Source organism: Streptomyces sp. NPDC006733, assembly GCF_040636125.1.
GTDB lineage: Bacteria > Actinomycetota > Actinomycetes > Streptomycetales > Streptomycetaceae > Actinacidiphila.
Genome location: NZ_JBEYJD010000015.1, coordinates 145,870 through 163,700 on the forward strand (window position 1 = coordinate 145,870; position 17,831 = coordinate 163,700).

The window sequence follows — 17,831 nt, forward strand, 5'->3', positions numbered from 1 at the left end:
GGGGCGTCGGATGTCAGTGGGCCCCCATATCCTCGTAGGCGTGTCCCTTGCTCTGTACCGCCGCTACCGTCCCGAGTCCTTCGCCGAGGTCATCGGGCAGGAGCACGTAACCGACCCGTTGCAGCAGGCGCTGCGCAACAACCGGGTCAATCACGCGTACCTGTTCAGTGGGCCCCGCGGCTGCGGGAAGACGACCAGCGCCCGCATCCTGGCGCGGTGTCTGAACTGCGTGCAGGGGCCGACGCCGACGCCGTGCGGGGAGTGCCAGTCGTGCCAGGACCTGGCGCGGAACGGGCCGGGGTCCATCGACGTGATCGAAATCGACGCGGCGTCGCACGGTGGTGTGGACGACGCGCGTGACCTGCGGGAGAAGGCGTTCTTCGGGCCGGCGGGCAGCCGGTACAAGATCTACATCATCGACGAGGCGCACATGGTCACCCCGCAGGGCTTCAACGCCCTGCTGAAGGTGGTCGAGGAGCCCCCGGAGCACCTCAAGTTCATCTTCGCGACGACCGAGCCCGAGAAGGTCATCGGCACGATCCGGTCGCGCACCCACCACTACCCCTTCCGCCTCGTCCCGCCCGGCACGCTGCGGGACTACCTCGCGGAGGTCTGCGCCCGGGAGGACATTCCGGTCCAGGACGGCGTGTATCCGCTGGTGGTCCGGTCCGGCGCGGGTTCCGTGCGTGACTCGATGTCCGTGATGGACCAGCTGCTGGCGGGCGCGGGCGCCGAGGGTGTGACGTACGCCATGGCGACGGCGCTGCTCGGCTACACGGACGCGGCGCTGCTCGACGAGGTGGTGGACGCGTTCGCCGCAGGCGACGGGGCCGCGGTCTTCGAGATGGTCGACCGCGTCATCGAGGGCGGCCACGACCCGCGGCGCTTCGTGGCGGACCTGCTGGAGCGGCTGCGCGACCTCGTGATCATCGCCGCGGTGCCCGACGCGGTCGACAAGGGGCTCATCGACGCCCCGAGCGACGTCATCGAGCGGATGCGCGCCCAGACGTCGGTCTTCGGCGCCGCCGAGCTGAGCCGCGCCGCGGACCTGGTCAACACCGGGCTGACGGAGATGCGCGGTGCCACGTCGCCGCGGCTGCAGCTGGAGCTGATCTGCGCCCGGGTGCTGCTGCCGGCGGCGTACGACGACGAGCGGTCCCTGCAGGCCCGGCTGGACCGGCTGGAGCGGCGGGGCTTCGCCCCCGGCGCCGCCCAGGTGCCGGACTTCGCCTATCAGCCCGCGCACGCCGATCACGCCCCCGCAGCTACTGGGCCCGGCACCGGTGGCGCGGCTTCCGTTCGCGCGGCCGTAGGCGGTGGCGGTGGGCGCCCGGCTCCGGCACCTCAGCAGGCCCCCGTACAGGCCCCCGTACAGGCTCCGGCACAGGCCAGCGCCCAGGCCCCCGTGCAGCAGGAACCCGCTCCCGCCGCCGTCCCGGCGCCCTCCGACGGCGGTGCCCGGCAGCGGCCCGGCGCCTGGCCGACGGCCGCCACCGCACCGGCTGCCGCCAGTGCCCCGCCGCCCGCCGAGGCCGCCCGCCCCGGTGCCTGGCCGACGGCCGCCCCGGCCGCCGCCCCGCCTGCCCCCGCCGCTCCGACCCCCCCGCCTGCCGGATCCGCAGCCCCCGCGGCCGCGTCCGGGTTCGCCGGGGACTCGACGCGCGTGCGGCAGATGTGGCCGGACATCCTGGAGGCGGTCAAGAACCGCCGCCGGCTGACGTGGATGCTCCTCCTGAACAACGCACAGGTGGCGGGCTTCGACGGGCAGACGCTGCAGCTCGGCTTCGACAACCCCGGGGCGCGTAACAGCTTCGCCAACAGCGGCAGCGAGGACGTGCTCAAGCAGGCGATCGTCGACGCGCTGGGCGTCGAGTGGCGGATCGAGGCCATCGTCGACCCGTCGGGTGGCAGCGGATCCGGAAGCGGGGGATCGTCCGGCGGCGGCTCCCGCCCGCCCGCCCCGCAGGCCCCAGCGGCCCCCACGCCCCCGCCCGCCCCCTCCGCCGCGTACACCCCGGCCCCCGCGCCGGCCCCGGCCTCCGCCCCGGCACCGTCACCTCAGCCCGCCCCGCCGGAGGCCCACGCCGCCCCCCAGGCGGCCCCCGGCCGCCCCCAGGGCCCGCGGCTGATGTCGGACGAGACGCCGCCGCCCCTCGAGGACGACATCCCCGAGGATGACGACGTGGATCTGGTCGAATCGCCGCTGTCCGGATACGAGCTGTTCGTGCGCGAAATGGGTGCGACAGTGATCGAGGAGATTCCGAACGACTGACGTTACCCAGTGTTCCGCGTCACGTCGTCCGCTCCTCCGTACGGCGTAGGGCGCAGGGCCGTCCGAGCACGTAGGCTCGCCCTACCCCGCAACGTTGTCGTGAGGCAGGAGTGAACACGTGATCCCCGGTGGTCAGCCCAACATGCAGCAGCTGCTTCAGCAGGCCCAGAAGATGCAGCAGGACCTGGCGGCAGCCCAGCAGGAGCTGGCCGAGGCGGAGGTCGAGGGTTCCGCGGGCGGCGGGCTCGTGACGGCCACGGTGACCGGTGCCGGTGAGCTCCGGGGGCTGGTCATCGACCCCAAGGCAGTCGATCCTGATGACACGGAGACGTTGGCCGACCTGGTCGTCGCCGCCGTGCACAACGCGAACGCGACCGCGCAGGAGCTCCAGCAGGAGAAGCTCGGTCCGCTCGCCCAGGGGCTGGGCGGCATGCCCGGTCTGCCGTTCTAGTCCACCGACACCACCGACCGGTGTAAGCGACGACAGTAAGCGACGACCCAAGGAAGGCGCCCCGTGTACGAAGGCGTGGTTCAGGACCTCATCGACGAACTGGGCAGGCTGCCCGGCGTGGGTCCCAAGAGCGCGCAGCGGATCGCCTTCCACATCCTGCAGGCCGACCCGGCCGACGTGCGGCGCCTGGCGCACGTGCTGGCCGAGGTCAAGGCCAAGGTGCGGTTCTGCAACGTCTGCGGAAACGTCGCGCAGGACGACCAGTGCCGGGTCTGCCGTGACCCGCGCCGCGATCTCGCGGTGATCTGCGTGGTCGAGGAGCCCAAGGACGTCGTCGCGGTCGAGCGGACCCGTGAGTTCCGCGGCAGGTACCACGTGCTGGGCGGCGCCATCAGCCCCATCGAGGGCGTCGGTCCTGACGATCTACGGATCCGCGAGCTGCTGGCGCGGCTCGCGGACGGCACCGTCACCGAGCTGATTCTGGCGACGGATCCCAACCTTGAAGGTGAAGCGACCGCTACGTACCTGGCCCGCATGGTGAAACCCATGGGGCTGAAGGTGACGCGACTGGCCAGTGGTCTGCCCGTGGGGGGAGACCTGGAGTACGCCGACGAGGTCACGCTGGGTCGTGCCTTCGAAGGGAGACGACTGCTCGATGTCTGACACCGCGGTAACCGCACAGGACCCGAAGGGCGCGCCGGGCTCTCCGCAGCGTGACCTGAACGATCCGAACGTCCAGGAACCCGACGACTTCGCCGTCCAGATCTGCGATCAGATCGAGAGCTTCATCCTCTCGGTCCGCGAGGTCGCCAAGGGCGACGACCCGGACAGCGCGGTTCCGTACCTGCTGCTCGAGGTCTCCCAGCTGCTGCTGGCCGGCGGCCGGCTCGGCGCGCACGAGGACATCGTCCCGGACGAGCGCTACGAGCCCGACATCGGCCCGGAGCCGGACGCGGACGAGCTGCGCCAGCACCTCGCGGCGCTGCTGGAGCCGATCGATGTGTACTCGGAGGTCTTCGACCCCTATGTACCGCGCAGTACGCCCGTCGCGTGCCGGATTTCGGACGATATGGCCGACGTGGTGACCGATCTCACGCACGGACTCGCGCACTTCCGCGCGGGACGGGTGAGCGAGGCGCTGTGGTGGTGGCAGTTCTCGTACCTGTCGAACTGGGGGCCGACGGCCAGCGCCTCGCTGCGCGCGCTGCAGTCCCTGGTCGCCCACGTCCGCCTGGACAGCCCGCTCGACGAGCTGGACGGCCTGGACACGGACGATTCGGCCGACGACGAGGAGCGGCTGGCCGAGGAGGCCGGCAAGGTCATGGCGGCCGAGCTGGGCACCCCGCTGAGCGCCCGCGCCCAGCCCGCCACCGGCTGACCCGACCGACCGACCACTCGCCCGCCTGCCCACTACGCGATCGGCCGGCCGGCCGTACGCCCTGCCCGCGACCGGCTGAGCCCGCCGCCGCCCGGGACCGGCCGACCCGCCAGCCCGGCCCGGGACCGGCTGACCCGCCAGTCCGACCCGCCATCGGCCGACCCGCCAGCCCGGCCCGGGACCGGCCGACCCGCCCGCCGATCCTGCCCGGGATCGACTGACCCGTCCGCCGCCCGGCCCCGGACCGGCCGACCCACGCGCCCGACTGACCCTCGCCGCCCAACCCAGCCACCCCCCAAGCCGGATATTGGGACGCCCCCTCCGGGCACGCATCCGGTGCCTGATCTGGGGTTGTTCCGTTCTGTCCTGGGCAGGGGGCCCACCGAGTGGGCCACCTGTCTCAATATCCGGTACTGCGGAGGCCGCCCCGGCCCGCTCGTTAGACTGAGCCGACCGCAGTTCCAGACCTTCCCGAGGAGCGCACGTGGGCCTTGTCGTGCAGAAGTACGGAGGCTCCTCCGTCGCCGATGCTGAAGGCATCAAGCGCGTCGCCCGGCGAATCGTCGACACCAAGAAGAACGGCCATCAGGTCGTCGTCGTGGTGTCCGCGATGGGCGATACGACGGACGAGCTGATCGATCTCGCCGAGCAGGTGTCACCCATTCCCGCCGGTCGGGAGTTCGACATGCTGCTGACCGCCGGAGAGCGGATCTCCATGGCGCTGCTGGCGATGGCGATCAAAAACCTCGGTCATGAGGCGCAGTCGTTCACCGGCAGCCAGGCCGGGGTCATCACCGACTCCGTCCACAACAAGGCGCGGATCATCGACGTGACGCCGGGCCGCATCCGGACCGCGCTCGACGAGGGCAACATCGCGATCGTGGCCGGGTTCCAGGGCGTGTCCCAGGACAAGAAGGACATCACCACGCTGGGCCGCGGTGGTTCCGACACGACCGCGGTGGCGCTGGCCGCCGCGCTCGCCGCCGAGGTGTGCGAGATCTACACGGACGTCGACGGGGTGTTCACCGCCGACCCGCGGGTCGTCAAGCGCGCCCAGAAGATGGACTGGATCTCCTTCGAGGACATGCTGGAACTGGCCAGCTCCGGTTCGAAGGTGCTGCTGCACCGCTGCGTCGAGTACGCCCGTCGTTACAACATCCCGATCCACGTCCGCTCGTCCTTCTCCGGCCTGCCGGGGACCTGGGTGAGCAACGAAGCACCGCAAGGAGGCAAGCCGATGGAGCAGGCGATCATCTCCGGGGTTGCGCACGACACGTCCGAGGCCAAGATCACGGTCGTCGGTGTGCCGGACAAGCCGGGCGAGGCGGCGACGATCTTCCGGGCCATCGCGGACGCCGAGGTCAACATCGACATGGTCGTCCAGAACGTGTCGGCGGCGGCCACCGGCCTCACCGACATCTCGTTCACCCTCCCCAAGGCCGAAGGCCGCAAGGCGATGGACGCGCTCACCCGGTCACAGGACCGCATCGGCTACGACTCGCTGCGCTACGACGACCAGATCGGCAAGATCTCGCTGGTCGGCGCCGGGATGAAGACCAACCCGGGCGTCACGGCGACCTTCTTCGAGGCGCTGTCGAACGCCGGGGTCAACATCGAACTGATCTCGACGTCCGAGATCCGCATCTCGGTGGTCACCCGCGCCGACGACGTGAAGCCGGCCGTCCAGGCGGTGCACTCCGCCTTCGGACTCGACAGCGAGAGCGACGAAGCCGTCGTCTACGGCGGTACGGGACGATGAGCCGCGGGCCGTCCGACGGCGGTCGCGGCCCGTCGGACGCCGCCGGACGGCGCAAGCCGACCCTGGCCGTCGTCGGGGCGACGGGCGCGGTCGGCACGGTGATGCTGGAGCTGCTCTCCACCCGCCAGGACGTGTGGGGTGAGATCCGGCTGATCGCCTCCGCGCGGTCGGCCGGCCGCCGCCTCGTCGTGCGCGGCGTGCAGACCGAGGTCGTCGTGCTGAACGAGGAGGCCTTCGACGGCGTCGACGTCGCGATGTTCGACGTCCCGGACGAGGTCTCCGCCCAGTGGGCGCCGATCGCCGCCTCCAAGGGCGCGGTCGTCGTGGACAACTCCGGAGCCTTCCGGATGGATCCCGACGTCCCGCTGGTGGTGCCGGAGGTGAACGCGCGCGCGGTCCGGATGCGCCCGCGCGGCATCATCGCCAACCCCAACTGCACGACGCTGTCCATGATCGTGGCCATCGGCGCGCTGCACGCCGAGTTCGGGCTGAGCGAGCTGATCGTCTCCTCGTACCAGGCGGCCTCCGGCGCCGGCCAGTCCGGCGTGGACACCCTGCGCGACCAGTTGTCCAAGATCGCCGGCACCCAGCTGGGGACCCAGCCGGGCGACGTGCGGCGCACGGTCGGCGACTTCGGTCCCTTCCCGGCCCCGCTCGCGCTCAACGTGGTGCCGTGGGCGGGCTCGCTGCGCGAGGACGGCTGGTCCTCGGAGGAGCTCAAGGTCCGGGACGAGTCGCGGAAGATCCTCGACCTGCCGGAGCTGCGCGTCACCGCGACCTGCGTACGGGTGCCGGTCGTCACGACGCACTCGCTGTCGGTGCACGCGCGGTTCGAGAACGAGGTGACCGTGGCGAAGGCGCACGAGATCCTGCGGGACGCTCCCGGCGTCGTCGTGACCGACGACCCCGCCCAGGGCGAGTTCCCGACCCCCGCCGACGTGGTGGGCACCGATCCGACCTGGGTCGGCCGCGTACGGCGCTCGATGGACGACCCGAACGCGCTGGAACTCTTCGTGTGCGGGGACAACCTGCGCAAGGGCGCTGCCCTGAACACTGCACAGATCGCCGAGGTCGTGGCGGCCGAGTTCGTGGGTTCGCACACATGATGTGATCAACTCTTTGGTCTGGACCACTTGAAGTGGATCCGTCGCCAATGGACAATTCGCTCCCTGGCCACTGCAACCGGCAGTAGACGGGGAGCGTCTTTGTGTCAGCGCACTGCCCTAATGTGCTGCGTGCCGGGGGAGTTGGGCAGGCGCGGGTTCGCGCCTGGGGCAAATGGGCGCATTGGGGAAGAGTGGGTACGCATGGGGACGTTCGGCGCCGGATCAAAGGCGAAGCCTTGCGCGTACAACCCTGACGGGGGGACGCGTGTCCAACAGTCGTGGCAGAGGCACTGGGTATCGAGACGGCACTGGGGCGGAGCGGAGCTCCGACACGCGTGCCGCGCTCGCGTACGCCCTCCCGTACGGCCGGCCGGGCCCGTACTCCCGGCGGGATGCCCGTGATAGCGCCCTGGCCGATCGTGCGCGTGCCGTCCGAGCTGGGTACTGAGGCCGCCATGGCCGTCGGCACCTCGGTCGACCACCTCACCGAGACCTACAGTGCCCACTACCGGTCGCTGCTCGGCCTCGCCGCGCTGCTGCTGGACGACACGGCCTCCTGCGAGGACGTCGTCCAGGAGGCCTTCATCCGCGTCCACTCCGCGCGCAGCCGCGTGCGCGACCCCGAGAAGACCCTCGCCTACCTGCGGCAGACGGTGGTCAACCTCTCCAGGTCGGCGCTCCGGCGGCGCATCCTGGGTCTCAAGCTCCTCTCCAAGCCCATGCCCGACATGGCGAGTGCGGAGGAGGGCGCGTACGAGATCCTGGAGCGCGACCAGCTCAAGTCCGCAATGCGTTCACTCCAGCGCCGTCAGCGCGAGGTCCTCGTGCTGCGCTACTTCGCCGACATGACCGAGGCCCAGGTCGCCGAAACGCTCGGAATTTCCCTGGGCTCGGTGAAGGCGTACGGTTCCCGTGGCCTCGCGGCGCTTCGCATCGCGATGGAGGCGACCGTATGACCACCCCCTACGACTCACGTGGCATGGATCCAGAGAACTCCGAACTCCCCGAATCTCCCGACTCCCGCGACTCCCGCGACTCCCGCGACTCCCGCGGCGACTTTCGCGAAGACCCGAACGGGCCGGCGGCCGGCCCCGACGGTCCGACCGGCCCCGGTGGACCGACCGCGGGGCGCGGCGAGGCGCCCGCCGGTTCCGGAGCGGGCTTCGACGAGCTGGCGCTGCGCCGGCTGATGCAGGACGCGGTGGCGGGCCTCAAGCCCGCCCCCGACGCGCTCGACCATCTGCGGCACGCCGTTCCGGCCCGCCGCACGCGCCGCCGCCAGGCGGTGGCCGGTGCGGCCGCCGCGTTCCTGCTGGCGTGTACCGCCGTGCCGGCCCTGCTGCACGCCGCCAACACCGCGGACCAGCAGGACACCACCGCGGCCGGCGCCGCCAACCCCAACGAGCCGCAGCAGGACACCGGCGGCGCGGGGGAGAGCGACCCGGACGAGACGGGCGGCCCGGCCGACACCGGGCCCGGCGGGGGCAGCACGCCCACCCCGTCGGCGACCCCGTCCCCGACGCCCACACCCACGAACGCGCCCGGCGCCACCGTCGCCGCGACGCCCACCGGCCCGACCGGCCGCACGGCCCCGGCCTGCGCCCGCTCCCAGCTCGGCAGCGGCGCGAGCAAGACCGACGCCCCGGACGCCAAGGGCAACGTGTACGGCTGGTTCCGGGTCGCGAACGTCTCGGCGAAGGGCTGCGTCGTCAAGGGCGGCGGCGCCCTGACCGTGGTGGCGCAGGGCGGCGCCGACGCGTCGAAGATCCAGGTCCTGAACCACACGACGGGCGATCCCGCCACCGGCCTGCCCGACGTCTCGGCCGCCCCGCTGATCCTCGAACCGGGCGACACGTACGAGGTCCGCTTCGCCTGGGTGCCGGACACCGCGGGCCCCAACGGGTGCGCGACCACGCCGACCCCGACGCCCACGCCGAGCACCGTCGGCGGGGCCACCGGCAGCAGCTCCAACAACGGCACCAGCGCCTCGGAGAACACCCCGGCGGCGGCCGACGAGCCGCCGTCGCCCGGCCCGGCGAGCGTCGAGGTCAGCCATACGCCGGAGGCGGGCGCGCCGGCGGTGGCGGACGCGACGATTCCGGACGCGTGCGCGGGGACGATCTACAAGACGACGGTGCTCGCGCCGCAGTAGCGGGGGCGGGGGCGGGAGCGGGTGTCCGCCCACGGTCACGGGTGCCCACTCCCGTGAGCCGGGAAGCAGCTGCCCCGGGAGCACAGGTGCCCTGGGAGCCCAGGTGGCCGGGAGCAGGTGGCCCGGGAGCACACGCGCTCCGGGAGCAGGTGCCCGGGAGCAGGTGGCCCGGTGGCGGCCATCCGCCCCGCTCCCCGTACCGTTGAGGCGTGTACCGGTTTCTGCTGACCCCGCGCTGGGTGGGAGTCCACCTCTTCGTCGTGCTCGCCGTGCCGTTCTGCGTCTTCATGGGCAGCTGGCAGCTGAGCCGCTTCGAGGACCGGATGAACAGCCACCACGTCGCGGAGCAGGCGCCGAAGGCCGCCGCGTCCGCCGCCCCGGCCCCGCTCGCCGCCGTCCTCCCCGACACGACGGCGCAGGTCACGCAGGACACCACCGGCCGCACCGTCACCGCGACCGGCCGCTACGACACCGCTCACCAGCTCCTGGTCCCCGGCCGCGACCTCGGCGACCGCACCGGCTTCTACGTGCTCACCCCGCTCCGTACGAACGGGGGCGCGGCCCTGCCCGTCGTCCGCGGCTGGCTGCCGGGCGAGGCCTCGTCCGCGAACCCCGCCGGCATCCCGGCGGCCCCCGCGGGCGACGTCACCGTCTCCGGCGCCCTCCAGGCGCCCGAGAACACCGGCACCCAGGGCGTCCACTCCGCCGGCGGCCTGCCGCCGGGGCAGCTCGGGATGATCAGCGCCGCGTCGCTCGTCAACGTGCTGCCGTACGAGGTCTACAGCGGCTGGATCACGGTCACCGACGCCACCGCGCCGCTCCGGGCGGTGCCTCCGGCGGCGCCCAGCAACTCCGGGCTCGACCTCAAGGCCTTCCAGAACCTGGGGTACACCGGCGAGTGGTTCGTCTTCGCGGGCTTCGTCGTCTTCATGTGGTTCCGGCTGGTGCGCCGCGAGGCGGAGCTGCGCGAGGACACGGCCCTTGGCCTCGTCCCGGACCAGGACCAGGCGGTCCCCGCGGAGTCGCCGGGCAAGCTGGAAGAAGCCCTGCCCGGCGACTGAGGCGAGCCGGCAATCCGGGTCAGAGCGCGTGCTTCATGGCGAAGGCCAGCTCCAGCCGCACCTGCTTGATCCGCTCCTCGACGACGAGCGAGCCGTGTCCCGCGTCGTACCGGTACACCTCGTGGACCTTGCCCAGCGCCACCAGCCGTTCGACGTAGTTGTCGATCTGCTGGATCGGGCACCTCGGGTCGTTCATGCCCGCCGAGATGTACACCGGCGCGGTCACCTGCTCGACGTACGTGATCGGCGACGAGGCCTCGTAGCGCTCGGGAACCTCGGTGGGCGAGCCGCCGAAGAGCGTGCGGTCCAGGGACTTCAGCGCCTCCATCTCGTCGTTGTACGAGGTGACGTAGTCGGCGACGGGAACGGCCGCGAGCCCCGCCGTCCAGGCGGTCGGCTGCGTGCCGAGCCCCAGCAGCGTCAGGTAGCCGCCCCACGAGCCGCCGGAGAGCACCAGCTTCGCCGGGTCGGCGAGCCCCGAGCCGACGGCCCACTCGCGGACCGCCGCGACGTCCTCCAGCTCGATCAGCCCGACGCGGTGCTTGAGCGCGTCCGTCCACTCCCGCCCGTAGCCGGTGGAGCCGCGATAGTTGAGCCGGACGACGGCGAAGCCGTGGTCGACCCAGGCCGCCGGTCCGGCCGAGAAGGCGTCGGAGTCGTGCCAGGCGGGGCCGCCGTGGACCTCGAAGACCGTCGGGAACGGCCCCTCGCCCTCGGGCTTCTGGACGAGGGCGTGCACCGGCCCGCCGGGGCCGTCCACCCAGACGTCCTCGACCGGCACCGAGGCCGGCGCCTTGAGCCCCGGCGCCTCCAGCACGATCCCGCCCGCCGTGGACCGCACGACCGACGGCTGCTCCGCCGACGACCACAGGTACTCCACCGAACCGTCGGGGCGCGCCGTCGCGTTGCTCACCGTGCCCCGCGGGGTCTCCAGCCGGTCGAGCCCGCCGCCGGCCAGGTCGTAGCGGAACATCTCGCTGCGCGCCTGGTACGAGTGCACGACGAGCAGCGCGGAGCCGTCCGGATACCACTCGGCGGAGACGTCGCCCGGCAGGTCGATCGCCAGCGGCGTCTCCTCACCGGTCAGCACGTCCCACACCATCGGCAGCCAGCGCCCGGCGCGCTGGTGCCCGACGAGCAGCCGGGTGTCGCCGGCCACCGGCGCGAAGCCGAGGCAGTCGAGCCCGAGCTCCTCGGTGCCGCCGCGGGAGTCGTCCAGCTCGGCGACGGTCGAACCGTCGAGCCGCACCACGCGCAGCGCGCCGTGCATCGCGTCGCCGTGCTCGGTGTGCTCGATGACGAGCAGCGTGCCGTCCTCCGACAGGTCGCCGATCCCGGCCGACTCCGCGTGCCGGTAGATCTCGACCGGCGCGGCGCCCGGCCGCACGACGTGCACCGACGTGCCCTCGTCGTCCGTCGACCGGCCGATCACGACGGTTCCGTCCGCGCCGAGCGCCAGACCGGCCGGGTACGCGGGTTCGAGGCCGGGCGTGGCCGGCTCGTCCTCGCCGCCGCCGAACGGCTGGCGCATCCACACCCCGAACTCGTCGCCGTCGGTGTCGGAGAACCACCACACCCACTCGCCGTCGCGGGACAGCGTGCCGTCCGTCGTCCCGTTCGGCCGGTCCGTCACCTGGCGTCGCTCGCCCGTGGTCCGGTCCCAGGCGTACAGCTCGTACGTGCCGGTCGCGTTCGATACGAAGAGGCAGCGCTGCGGCGCGTCCTCCGCCCACTCCGGCAGCCCCACCCGAGGCGCCCGGAACCGCTTTTCCCATTCCGGCATGGCAGCCGTGACATCACTCATGGCTCCATCAAACCCGATGGCCGGGCGCCTTCACCCCGACTAGGGTCACTCCTCATGGACACGAGGGCCCCGGCGGGCTGACGAGTGACGAAACGTGCCAGGTGGGACGAGAATTTCGAGAACCTCCCCTCCAGAGCCGCGAGCGAACACGACGACCTGGAGGATTTCCGGGCCGGCGAGGACATGGTCCGCCCCTTCGAGGCGGCGGAGCTGGGTCCCGTCACCGGGAGGTCACTGCTGCACCTGCAGTGCCGCCTCGGCCACGAGGCCCTCGCGTGGGCACGTCACGGCGCCTCGCGGGTCGTCGGGCTGGACTCCTCCGAGTCCGCCGTCGAGGCCGCCCGCGACCTGGCCGCCGACCTCGGCCTCCCGCCGGACCGCGCCTCCTTCGTCGCCGCCGACGTGTACGACGCGGCCGACGCCGCCCCCGACTCCGCCTACGACATCGTCTACACCGGCCCCGGCGTCCTCTGCCGCCTCCCGGACCTGGTCCGCTGGGCCGAGACGGCCGCAGCTCTCGTCGCACCCGGCGGGTTCCTGTACCTCGCGGACTTCCATCCGCTGGCGAGCTCGCTGGTCGCCGACGACGACCTCGAAGGCTGGGGGCGGCAGCACACGCTCGGCGACGTCGTCACGGCCGTCGCCGCCACCGGCCTGCGCCTGGACTTCCTGCACGAGCACGACGGGACGCACGCGCACGTGCCGCTGATGTACTCGCTGCGGGCGACGCGCGAGGTTCCGAGCTGATGCCGATCAGGAAGCGCGGCGGTGGGAGGGGACCCGGAGAACGGCCGTGCCGCCGTCGAGGTCGACCCGGGAGCGGGGCGGCGCCCCGTCGCCCTCCTCGTCCCGCAGCACCAGCGACGTCCTGCGCTGCTTGAGCTCTTCCTGCTTGCCCGCCGACAGCGTCGCGTGCAGCAGCTCGAACCCCGTCGACGCCACCTGCCCCTGCCGCCCGGCCCCGCGCCAGGGCAGCATCCCGGCCCGTCCGGCCCGCAGCATCGCCTGGTCGACGAACGCGGCGACCGTCAGCAGGACCACGAGGCCCGGCAGCGTCATGAAGAAGAGGACAGCCATTCCCCGAGCATCCCCCACCGGGCCCCGGAGGGCGAGAGCCGGTCAGGCCCGATCCGCGGTGAGGGCGTACGACGGCAGGGGCGCGTTGCCCTTGTCGACGGCCAGGGAGCCGAGCACGTCGAGCTGGCTGGTGAGGAAGCCCCGCGCCAGCGGGGAGAGGTCCGCGAACCGCGGATCGGAGCCGGCCATCCGCCGCGCGGCGTCCACCTCCCAGTCGGCGTCCTGCAAGCCCGTCGTGTCGACGTCCAGCTCGGAGGCGACCCGCCACCCGGCCTCCGCGAGGATCCGCAGCAGCGCCTCGCGCGAGAACGGCGTCCGGATGTTCCCCTCACCGCGCGCCCCGACCGCCTCGACGTGCCCCTGCACGAGCACGGCCAGCAGATGCGGCAGCTGCTCCACCCTGCGCGGGCGCAGATCCCACTCGGAGAAGCACAGCCGCCGCGCCCACGGCCGGACGCGGGTCAGCGTCGCACGCAGCTGGTCGAGGGAGGCGAAGTACCAGGAGCAGTGCGACAGCACGACGTAGTCGAACGCGTCGTCCGGGAACGTGACCGCCTCGTCCAGCACGTCGACGCCGAACCGGATGTCGATCCGCGCCCCGAGCGGCCCCGCCGCCAGGAACGCCGCGGACTCCCCCAACGTGACCGGACTGCCGTACGAAGGCTCCGCGACATCCACCCCGACCACCCGCCCCTGCGGCCCGACGGCGTCGGCGAGCACGGCAGTCATGTCCCCCTGCCCGCACCCGACTTCCAGCACGGAGGCCCCGGCAGGAATCCCCCACCCGTCCACGAGCCCCACCCGAAACCGCGTCTGATCCCGCTGCACCCCAAGATGCCCCACAGCGGCCGCCATGGCCCCCGCAATGTCCTCAACCCGACCCATAAACCATCTCCCAGCTCAGCCCAGCGGCCCCCGCCGCAGCGACTGTAGGTGAGGGCCGGAGAAAGGGCGCGGGCTTTTCCGCCCCGGGAAACCCCCGCGGTGCGTCCCCGGAAACGAGTCAGGGCCCTGATCATCAATGATAATCAGGGCCCTGAACTGCAGTGTCACCAGTCGGGGTGGCGGGATTTGAACCCACGGCCTCTTCGTCCCGAACGAAGCGCGCTACCAAGCTGCGCCACACCCCGGTGCAACGAGGTTTACTTTAGCGGACCGGGAGCCGGAGACGAAATCCGGTTTCTCGGGGGTGCCTCAGGGGGTGGGGTGGCCCGGGGTTCTGGGGGTCAGGGTGAGGAGGCTGGCCTCCGGGGGGCAGGCGAAGCGGACGGGGGTGTAGCGGTTGGCGCCGCAGCCTGCGGAGACGTGGAGGTAGGAGCGTTCGCCGGCCGCGGTGTGGGTGGAGAGGCCCTTCACGCGCTGGGTGTCCAGGTCGCAGTTGGTGACGAGGGCGCCGTAGAAGGGGATGCAGAGCTGGCCGCCGTGGGTGTGGCCGGCCAGGATCAGGGGGTAGCGGTCGGCCGCGAAGGCGTCCAGGACCCGCAGGTACGGGGCGTGGACGATGGCGAGGCTGAGGTCCGCGGCGGGGTCCGGGCCGCCGGCTACGGCGGCGTAGCGGTCGCGCTTGATGTGCGGGTCGTCGAGGCCGGTCAGGGCGAGCTGGATGCCGTCGTCGAGCTTCAGCTGGCCGCGGGTGTTGCTCAGGCCCACCCAGCCGGCGGCGTCGAACCCGTCCCGCAGGTCGCCCCACGGGTTGCGGACCACGTTGGTGACCGGGTCCGTCTTGCCGTTCAGTCCGTGCTGCCGCCGGGACTTCTCCAGGAGGTAGCGGCCCGGGTTGCGGAAGCGGGGGCCGTAGTAGTCGTTCGAGCCGAAGACGTACGCGCCGGGGAACTCCATCAGCGGTCCGAGCGCGTCCAGGACCTCGGGGACGCCCTCCGGGTCGGAGAGGTTGTCGCCCGTGTTGACGACCAGGTCCGGGCGCAGGCCCGCCAGGGACTGCAGCCAGTGGCGCTTCCTGTTCTGGCCGGAGACCATGTGGATGTCCGAGACCTGCAGGATCCTGATCGGCCGCATTCCGGCGGGCAGCACCGGGACGTCGAAGCGGCGCAGCCGGAAGGCCCGCGGTTCGATTCCGGCCGCATAGGCCACACAGGCCGCGCCGACTGCCGTCACACCGAGGGGAACTCCGTATCGCGCTCGCATGCGTCCATCGTCGCAGATGAGATGAGGGCCGCCAGGGCCTGTGGCGCGCCCTCGCCGCCGCGGAAGCCGGGAAAGGCGTTGATGTCGACGATCAGCGGTCTCCCGGCCGCGTCCGTGATGACGTCCACGCCGTAGACATCGAGGGCGAAGGCCTCGCCCGCCCGCCGCGCCAGGTCCATGGCCTCCCGGGGTGGAGGTGGGTGATTTGTTGTATTTATTCGCTTTTCCAGAGGGGACGGCCGGACCGCTGTGAAGACCCTTCCCGCTATCACCCACAGCTTGTGGTCCCAGCCGTCGCCCGTTGTGTAGTCCTGGACGACGACCTGCTCGTCCGGCCACTTCCGGGCGAGTTCCCGCAGGTCATCGGCGGTGTCGATCCTGGCGACGACGTCCCCGCGGCGGTTCGCCCGGCTCTTGACGATGAACGGGTGACCCGACGGCGGCGGCGCGGTGATCCGTGACAGGGGCACGACGTCCCGGGTCACGGGGAACGGCAGGCCCGCGGCCAGCGCGGTCTCCGCCATCAGGACGCGGTCCTGGCACAGCTCGGTCGCCGCCGCCGAATTGACGACGCGCGCTCCGCGCCGCTCAAAGGTCCGGGCGAGCCGGATCGCCTGCGGCGTGTGCGACTTGAGGAGGTAGACGTCCGCCGGCTCGTCACCGCTCTCCGCCAGTGTCGCCGGGTTGGCGAAGGAGACCCGGGTTCTGTGATCCCGCGTCAGGAGGGCTGCTGTGGAGGTCAGTAGGGGGTGGTCCGGCTTGTCCGTCAGGAAACAGACCCTTGGCGGCGAGGCCGTCATGTGCCGGCCTGCGCCGGGACGAAGTCCACGGTCTCCGGGCGCAACGTGCCGTGCCCGGGGTGCTGGGTCGCGCCGCCCGCCCTAGCCAGGTCGAGGACGGCCCGCGCCACCCGGGCGACCGCGTCGGGCACCTTCCGGAAGCTCGGGAAGTCGTTGATGTCGACGACGACCGGGCCGTCGGGCCCGAGCAGCACGTCGAATCCGTACAGGTCCAGGCCGAAGACGGCGCCGATCTCGGCCGCCAGCTCCGCCACCTCGCGGGGGAGCGGCACGAGCCGCTCGTCCACCGCGAGCTCCGGGCGCAGCGGCGAGGCCCGGACCGCCGCGAACACCTCGCCGCCGACGCAGTACACCTTCAGGTCCGTCCCCGAGTTGGGCACGTACGGCTGGGCGATGAGCAGGCCGACGTCGTCGGGGCCGGGGGACGTTCCGTCGCCGTCCGGCCCCGTCAGCCGGTCCGGCGTGCGGACCAGCCGCACCCCGCGCCCCGCGCTGCCCGCCGCGGGCTTCACGACGAGCGGGAAGTGCTCCTGGGGGACGGTCGCGAAGAGTTCGGGCGTGGCCGCCGCGTACGTCACCGGCATCGGCAGGCCGTGCTGCTGCGCGATCAGCGCCGTGAGCGCCTTGTCGCGGACCGTACGGATCGCGCGGGCGTCGTTGACGGTGGTCAGACCGAGTGCCGCCGCGCCTTCGAGGAGGGTCAGGCCGGGGCCGCCGGAGACCGTCTTGAGGACCCAGGCGTCGTGCGCGCCCGAGCGCACCGCGGCGGAGAGCCCGGACAGTTCGGAGAACTCGGACAGCCGGAGGAGGGAACTGCCGGGGCGGATGACGTCCACCCGGTGTCCCCAGGCGGCCAGTTGTGCGACCACGTCGAGGGGCATGCCGTCGTGACGGTAGTGCTCCTCGACGAGGAAACAGAGCCTCATCTGGTCCCCTTGCCCCCCGGACGTCCGCCGATCCGTCCGGCAGAGCTGTGACCGAACAGGATGCCACGGGGCGTCGTGTCTTTCGCCGCACGGTACCGCTCCGGTACCGCTCCGAGACGGCTCCGGGACGCCCTCGGGACCCGGACGGGACCCGGACGGGACGTCGACGGGACGTCGATGGGACGTGGACGGGGTGCGGACGGGGTGCGGATGCCTGTCCGGGCGTGGTCCGGGCGGGCCGCTTCGGTCGCTCCCCGGACGTTAATGGGCGGCAGCACTGCCGTGCGGGTGCGAGACTCGACGGCATGACCACCACGCTCAAGCAGCGACTCCACGACGACCTCGTCACGGCCATGAAGAGCCGCGACGAACTTCGCTCCGCCACGCTCCGCCTCACCCTGACCGCCATCACCAAGAAGGAGGTCGCGGGCACGACCGCCCGTGAGCTCTCCGACGACGAGGTGCTCAAGGTGATCGCCGGTGAGGCGAAGAAGCGCCGCGAGGCGGCCGAAGCCTTCGCCCAGGGCAACCGTCCCGCCCAGGCCGAGCGCGAGCTGGCCGAGGGGGAGGTGCTCGACGCGTACCTGCCGAAGCAGCTCTCGGACGAGGAGCTGGTCGGGATCGTCAGCGCCGCCGTGGCCGAGGCCAGGGCGGGCGGCGCCGAGGGGCCGCGTGCCATGGGCGCGATCATGAAGATCGTGAACCCGAAGGTCGCCGGCCTCGCGGAGGGCGGCCGCGTCGCGGCCGAGGTGAAGAAGCAGCTCGCCGGCTGAGAGCGACTGCCGCGGCAACTGACGAGGGGCGGGGGGCCGGGCGGGGGGGGCCCGCGGACAAGCCCCGGCAGCGGCCGGAAAACGAGAGAGAGGGGGGGGTGGTGTATGATGTTTAAAAGGTTGGTTT

General features: G+C 72.3%; 17 protein-coding genes and 1 tRNA gene. 11 read left to right on the plus strand and 7 right to left on the minus strand.

Features of this window, described 5'->3' with window-relative positions; translation table 11 throughout:
- The first annotated feature begins 10 nt into the window (after window positions 1-10).
- From ABZ721_RS15945 to ABZ721_RS15985, 9 genes are all read left to right on the plus strand, one after another.
- A complete protein-coding gene (locus tag ABZ721_RS15945) occupies window positions 11-2,272 on the plus strand; it encodes a DNA polymerase III subunit gamma and tau (RefSeq protein ID WP_358789204.1) in 2,262 nt (753 codons plus the stop codon).
- A gap of 118 nt (window positions 2,273-2,390) precedes the next feature.
- Window positions 2,391-2,723, plus strand: a complete 333-nt coding sequence (locus ABZ721_RS15950) for a YbaB/EbfC family nucleoid-associated protein (protein ID WP_358789205.1) — start codon at window positions 2,391-2,393, stop codon at window positions 2,721-2,723.
- A gap of 63 nt (window positions 2,724-2,786) precedes the next feature.
- Window positions 2,787-3,386: a recombination mediator RecR gene (recR, locus tag ABZ721_RS15955; protein ID WP_358789206.1), complete on the plus strand. Its 600-nt coding sequence runs from the start codon at window positions 2,787-2,789 to the stop codon at window positions 3,384-3,386.
- On the plus strand, window positions 3,379-4,101 hold the full coding sequence (locus tag ABZ721_RS15960) for a DUF5063 domain-containing protein (RefSeq protein WP_358789207.1): 723 nt from the start codon (window positions 3,379-3,381) through the stop codon (window positions 4,099-4,101). Before recR ends, ABZ721_RS15960 begins: the two co-directional genes overlap by 8 nt.
- Before the next feature lie 484 nt (window positions 4,102-4,585).
- A complete protein-coding gene (locus ABZ721_RS15965) occupies window positions 4,586-5,860 on the plus strand; it encodes an aspartate kinase (protein WP_358789208.1) in 1,275 nt (424 codons plus the stop codon).
- The gene (locus ABZ721_RS15970; RefSeq protein WP_358789209.1) at window positions 5,857-6,966 is read left to right on the plus strand and encodes an aspartate-semialdehyde dehydrogenase; all 1,110 of its coding nucleotides are present in this window, start codon (window positions 5,857-5,859) and stop codon (window positions 6,964-6,966) included. Before ABZ721_RS15965 ends, ABZ721_RS15970 begins: the two co-directional genes overlap by 4 nt.
- A gap of 392 nt (window positions 6,967-7,358) precedes the next feature.
- A complete protein-coding gene (locus ABZ721_RS15975) occupies window positions 7,359-7,922 on the plus strand; it encodes a SigE family RNA polymerase sigma factor (RefSeq protein ID WP_358789210.1) in 564 nt (187 codons plus the stop codon).
- A 23-nt stretch (window positions 7,923-7,945) separates the two neighbouring features.
- Window positions 7,946-9,118, plus strand: a complete 1,173-nt coding sequence (locus tag ABZ721_RS15980) for a hypothetical protein (RefSeq protein ID WP_358789211.1) — start codon at window positions 7,946-7,948, stop codon at window positions 9,116-9,118.
- Window positions 9,119-9,327: 209 nt separating this feature from the next.
- Complete coding sequence (locus ABZ721_RS15985) at window positions 9,328-10,179, plus strand: SURF1 family protein (RefSeq protein ID WP_358789212.1); 852 nt, start codon at window positions 9,328-9,330, stop codon at window positions 10,177-10,179.
- 19 nt (window positions 10,180-10,198) lie between these two features.
- Here ABZ721_RS15985 and ABZ721_RS15990 read toward each other — a convergent pair whose 3' ends face one another.
- Window positions 10,199-11,983, minus strand: a complete 1,785-nt coding sequence (locus ABZ721_RS15990) for a prolyl oligopeptidase family serine peptidase (protein ID WP_358789213.1) — start codon at window positions 11,981-11,983, stop codon at window positions 10,199-10,201.
- A gap of 84 nt (window positions 11,984-12,067) precedes the next feature.
- Between ABZ721_RS15990 and ABZ721_RS15995 the strand changes: the two genes are divergently transcribed.
- Window positions 12,068-12,730: a class I SAM-dependent methyltransferase gene (locus ABZ721_RS15995; protein WP_358789214.1), complete on the plus strand. Its 663-nt coding sequence runs from the start codon at window positions 12,068-12,070 to the stop codon at window positions 12,728-12,730.
- 6 nt (window positions 12,731-12,736) lie between these two features.
- On the opposite strand, the gene ABZ721_RS16000 is transcribed toward ABZ721_RS15995, so the two are convergent.
- From ABZ721_RS16000 to ABZ721_RS16025, 6 genes are all read right to left on the minus strand, one after another.
- Entirely contained in the window at window positions 12,737-13,060 is a 324-nt protein-coding gene (locus tag ABZ721_RS16000; protein WP_358789215.1) for a DUF6191 domain-containing protein, read from the minus strand.
- Window positions 13,061-13,102: 42 nt separating this feature from the next.
- The gene (locus tag ABZ721_RS16005) at window positions 13,103-13,945 is read right to left on the minus strand and encodes a methyltransferase domain-containing protein (protein ID WP_358789216.1); all 843 of its coding nucleotides are present in this window, start codon (window positions 13,943-13,945) and stop codon (window positions 13,103-13,105) included.
- A gap of 171 nt (window positions 13,946-14,116) precedes the next feature.
- A tRNA-Pro gene (locus ABZ721_RS16010) sits at window positions 14,117-14,190 on the minus strand.
- Window positions 14,191-14,254: 64 nt separating this feature from the next.
- Window positions 14,255-15,205, minus strand: a complete 951-nt coding sequence (locus tag ABZ721_RS16015) for a metallophosphoesterase (RefSeq protein ID WP_358789217.1) — start codon at window positions 15,203-15,205, stop codon at window positions 14,255-14,257.
- A complete protein-coding gene (locus ABZ721_RS16020; RefSeq protein ID WP_358789218.1) occupies window positions 15,172-16,005 on the minus strand; it encodes an alpha-L-glutamate ligase in 834 nt (277 codons plus the stop codon). Before ABZ721_RS16020 ends, ABZ721_RS16015 begins: the two co-directional genes overlap by 34 nt.
- Entirely contained in the window at window positions 16,002-16,931 is a 930-nt protein-coding gene (locus tag ABZ721_RS16025; protein ID WP_358789219.1) for a hypothetical protein, read from the minus strand. The genes ABZ721_RS16020 and ABZ721_RS16025 overlap by 4 nt, the downstream gene beginning before the upstream one ends.
- A 305-nt stretch (window positions 16,932-17,236) precedes the next feature.
- On the opposite strand from ABZ721_RS16025, the gene ABZ721_RS16030 reads away from it, so the two are divergent.
- Entirely contained in the window at window positions 17,237-17,704 is a 468-nt protein-coding gene (locus ABZ721_RS16030) for a GatB/YqeY domain-containing protein (protein WP_358789220.1), read from the plus strand.
- Window positions 17,705-17,831: the final 127 nt, after the last annotated feature.

Excerpts from the sequence above, each read along its gene's own strand:
- ABZ721_RS15945 (WP_358789204.1), top strand. The coding sequence starts at position 11 with ATGTCAGTGGGCCCCCATATCCTCGTAGGCGTGTCCCTTGCTCTGTAC.
- ABZ721_RS15960 (WP_358789207.1), top strand. The coding sequence starts at position 3,379 with ATGTCTGACACCGCGGTAACCGCACAGGACCCGAAGGGCGCGCCGGGC.
- ABZ721_RS15970 (WP_358789209.1), top strand. The coding sequence starts at position 5,857 with ATGAGCCGCGGGCCGTCCGACGGCGGTCGCGGCCCGTCGGACGCCGCC.
- ABZ721_RS15975 (WP_358789210.1), top strand. The coding sequence starts at position 7,359 with ATGCCCGTGATAGCGCCCTGGCCGATCGTGCGCGTGCCGTCCGAGCTG.
- ABZ721_RS15980 (WP_358789211.1), top strand. The coding sequence starts at position 7,946 with ATGGATCCAGAGAACTCCGAACTCCCCGAATCTCCCGACTCCCGCGAC.
- ABZ721_RS15990 (WP_358789213.1), bottom strand. The coding sequence starts at position 11,983 with ATGAGTGATGTCACGGCTGCCATGCCGGAATGGGAAAAGCGGTTCCGG.
- ABZ721_RS16000 (WP_358789215.1), bottom strand. The coding sequence starts at position 13,060 with ATGGCTGTCCTCTTCTTCATGACGCTGCCGGGCCTCGTGGTCCTGCTG.
- ABZ721_RS16005 (WP_358789216.1), bottom strand. The coding sequence starts at position 13,945 with ATGGGTCGGGTTGAGGACATTGCGGGGGCCATGGCGGCCGCTGTGGGG.
- ABZ721_RS16015 (WP_358789217.1), bottom strand. The coding sequence starts at position 15,205 with ATGCGAGCGCGATACGGAGTTCCCCTCGGTGTGACGGCAGTCGGCGCG.
- ABZ721_RS16020 (WP_358789218.1), bottom strand. The coding sequence starts at position 16,005 with ATGACGGCCTCGCCGCCAAGGGTCTGTTTCCTGACGGACAAGCCGGAC.
- ABZ721_RS16025 (WP_358789219.1), bottom strand. The coding sequence starts at position 16,931 with ATGAGGCTCTGTTTCCTCGTCGAGGAGCACTACCGTCACGACGGCATG.
- ABZ721_RS16030 (WP_358789220.1), top strand. The coding sequence starts at position 17,237 with ATGACCACCACGCTCAAGCAGCGACTCCACGACGACCTCGTCACGGCC.